The sequence below is a fragment of the Candidatus Thiosymbion oneisti genome, from assembly GCF_900092655.1.
In the GTDB taxonomy this organism is placed as follows: domain Bacteria; phylum Pseudomonadota; class Gammaproteobacteria; order Chromatiales; family Chromatiaceae; genus Thiosymbion; species Thiosymbion oneisti.
The window spans coordinates 1-3,055 of record NZ_FLUY01000196.1 but is presented as its reverse complement, the minus strand read 5'-3'; the positions used below and the strand labels follow the sequence as shown (position 1 = coordinate 3,055).

3 protein-coding genes are annotated in these 3,055 nt (G+C 63.8%); all 3 read left to right on the top strand.

All coding sequences use genetic code 11. The features are described 5' to 3' along the window. Positions 1-216: 216 nt before the first annotated feature. The 3 genes from BQ17_RS01765 to BQ17_RS01755 all read left to right on the top strand — a co-directional run bounded on the left by BQ17_RS01765 (position 217) and on the right by BQ17_RS01755 (position 2,998). Positions 217-825 carry a fibronectin type III domain-containing protein gene (locus BQ17_RS01765; protein WP_089724025.1) on the top strand — a complete coding sequence of 203 codons (609 nt, stop codon included), beginning with the start codon at positions 217-219 and terminating at the stop codon, positions 823-825. Between the two features lie 98 nt (positions 826-923). Then, on the top strand, positions 924-2,435 hold the full coding sequence (locus tag BQ17_RS01760) for a S8 family peptidase (protein WP_089724024.1): 1,512 nt from the start codon (positions 924-926) through the stop codon (positions 2,433-2,435). A gap of 170 nt (positions 2,436-2,605) precedes the next feature. Beyond that, on the top strand, positions 2,606-2,998 hold the full coding sequence (locus BQ17_RS01755; protein WP_089724023.1) for a hypothetical protein: 393 nt from the start codon (positions 2,606-2,608) through the stop codon (positions 2,996-2,998). Positions 2,999-3,055 lie beyond the last annotated feature (57 nt).

Genomic DNA, 3,055 nt, shown 5'->3' with positions numbered 1-3,055 from the left:
TGAAAATCCTGTGAATCCTGTCCGATTGGAACTTTGCAATGAGCGTTCAGAACTGGATCACTACATGTTGAGCACTACCGAGTTGGCTTAAGAGACGCCGGAGCGTCAGGATCTGCTCCCACGCCGGAGCGTGGGAGCCAGAAGAAAGAATGAGCTTTTTCGGGACCCCTAGCCGCGGGAAGCCCCGGACCAATCACATGCGGAGAAACCACCATCATGGCGATGTTTCCAAAGGCCGAAACCAAGATCCAATCCCTGGCCCATGAGATCCTCACCGGGCTCAAGGCCCACACGGACCTGTTTCCGAGTCCGCCGATCAGCGCAGAGGAACTCAAGCAGACGCTCGACGCCTTTCTCGACGCCCTGGACACCGCCAAGGAGCAACAGGCGGCGGCCAGCCATGCCGTCGACCGCAAGAACGAGGCCCTGGAGGCGTTGACGGACCGGATGAAGATGATCCTGAGATACGCGGAGAACGTGACCCATTTCGACGACGCGAGCCTCCAGGTCCTGGGCTGGGGCGGACGCCGGGACGCCACGGCCCTGGCGCCGCCGGGCCAGACCCGCACCCTGGAGGCCCCACGCCAGGGCCGAGGCTGGATCTTCCTGGATTGGAAGCAACCGGACGCCGGCGGCAAGGTGGCGGCCTACAAGGTCCAACGCCGCGTGGAGGGTTCGGAGGACTGGATGGATGTGGGCACGGCGCTCACAACCGAGGCGACCCTCACCGACCAGCCGAGCGGTCAACAGTTCGTCTTTCGCGTCCTGGCCATCAACAAGGCGGGACAAGGCGCGCCGAGTAATGGGATTCTGGCGGTGCTTTAGGGAGCGCCCTGATTAGGAGGGTGTCGCAAAAACGGTAGTGTCAGTTGCCAATCCGCAAGGTTTAAACCACAGAGGACATAGAGCAAGGGTACAGATCGATGAATAAACTATTGCAGGAGCAGGTGGAATCTATCCTGGACACCGTCAGCGGTGAGGAGATAGACGTGATCGTCCAGATGGAAGCGAGCCGGGATATCGCCGCCCGTCTGGCCAGGACCGCCGGCCGGGCCGTCAGGCACCGGCGGTTGGCCTTGACCCCACGGGATCTGCTGCCACCGCCCTATGACGAAGGTGCCGTCAAGACCCAGGCCATGGACAAGACCGTCGCTACCCGCACCCGCCTGGAGCAGGCCCGCGCGGCGACCTTTGCCCTGAAGCATATCCAGGAATCCGGCCTGCGTTCCCTGATGGGCAACCATATCGTACAGGGTGCGTTGGCCCGGATGCTGGCCCCGACCTCCAAGAGCAGCGGACCGAAAGGAGAAGGGCCCAATCGCTTCTGGGCCTCCCGCGCCATGCCGCTGCGGCTGAACAAGGAGGAGCTTAAGAAGCTCCCCGATGAGGTCGCGGGTATCGAGGACATCCACCTCAACCGTCGCCTGAGCGTCCCTGCCCTGCTGCAAACCCGGCGGCCCGAGGTGGAGGAAAAAGAGGTCCTGCACTCCACCTGGGGCCTGGAGCGCTGCAACGCCCTGGCCGCCTGGGGTCTCTTCAGCAGCCGGGGCCGGGGCGTGACCATCGGCCTGCTGGATACCGGCGTGGACGCGGAGCACCCGGACCTGAAGGGCAAGATCGCCCACTGGGCCGAGTTCGACTATGCGGGCAACCAGGTGATGGGGTCCCGGCCCCATGACAGCGATACCCATGGCACCCATTGCGCCGGGACCCTGGTCGGCGGCGCCGGCTCCGGTCGCTGCATCGGCCTGGCCCCGGAGGCCGGGATAGCGGCCGCCCTGGTGCTGAACGGCAAAAAAGGCGGCTCCGATGCCCAGGTATTGGCCGGCATCGATTGGGCGGTCGATCAGGGCGTGGACGTCATCAGCCTCTCCCTGGGCGGCCTGATGATGGACCCGAAGACACCACCCACCTACACGCAGGCGATCCGCTCTTGCAGCGAGGCCGGCATCCCGGTGGTGGTCGCCATCGGCAACGAAGGCGAACAGACCACTGGCGCGCCGGGAAACGACCTGTTTGCCCTCAGCGTCGGGGCCACCGATCCGCGGGACCGGGTGGCCGCCTTCTCGGGGGGCCGGACCCAGATCATCTATGAGAGCGACTACATCGATCCGGCCGATCTGCCCCTGCCTTACTCCAAGCCCGAGCTGACCGCGCCCGGCGTCGCCGTCTATTCGTCCGTGCCCGGTGGCGGTTACCAGTCATTCAGCGGGACCTCCATGGCTACCCCCCACGTGGCCGCGGCCATTGCCCTGCTCCTGAGCACGACCAGTATCCGCGACCAGGAGATCGGCATGGAACGGGTCTCTACCATTCAGGACCTTATCATCGGCTCGGTAATGGAGTTGGGCGAGTCGGGACCGGACCATCGCTATGGCTTCGGCCGGTTGGACGTACTGCGTGCCATCGGCTTTGCCAAAAAGCTCGGTTATTGAGTCCCTGGTGGCAAGTGGCCGGCCAGGCTTCGCCTCAGACCGGCGAGGTATGAGTCGCTACGGACAAGAACCACGAATGGACACGAATGTTAAATGGCCGCAACATCCAAGCGGTCCGCACAGCGGACCCTACATCAATCAAGTAGGGTCCGCTGTGCGGACCTTCTGATATGTCAACCTACTCTGGCCTCACCACCGAAACCACAACGGAGGCGGCGGTTCCCACCAGCCTGAAACCCTGGCTTTCCGATGAGAAAGGGAAGGCCCGGTCACTGATCGTGGAGGTAAAGGTGCCTGAGCGCCGAATCGCCTTCGAGCGCGGCAGATTGACTGACAGGGTATTTCCCAAGCGTTCGGTCGAGAACGATCGGGAGGGCCGCCGTTCTGCAATCCAAACGCTGGCGGATTTCCTGGAGCATGAAATCGGATTGCAGGCGCGGGTGCTCGAAACCGCCGGGGCGATTGTGGTATCGGCAACCCCCAACCAGGTCCGCCGTTTTCTGCAGCATCCCTTGACCAAAGGGGTCCATCCCAACCGCGCCCTGGCCCGTAGGATGTGGTGAGCCGCCGGGCGCGTCCCGCGCCCGGCGGCGAACCGCACCTTTGGACTATTACCTGAC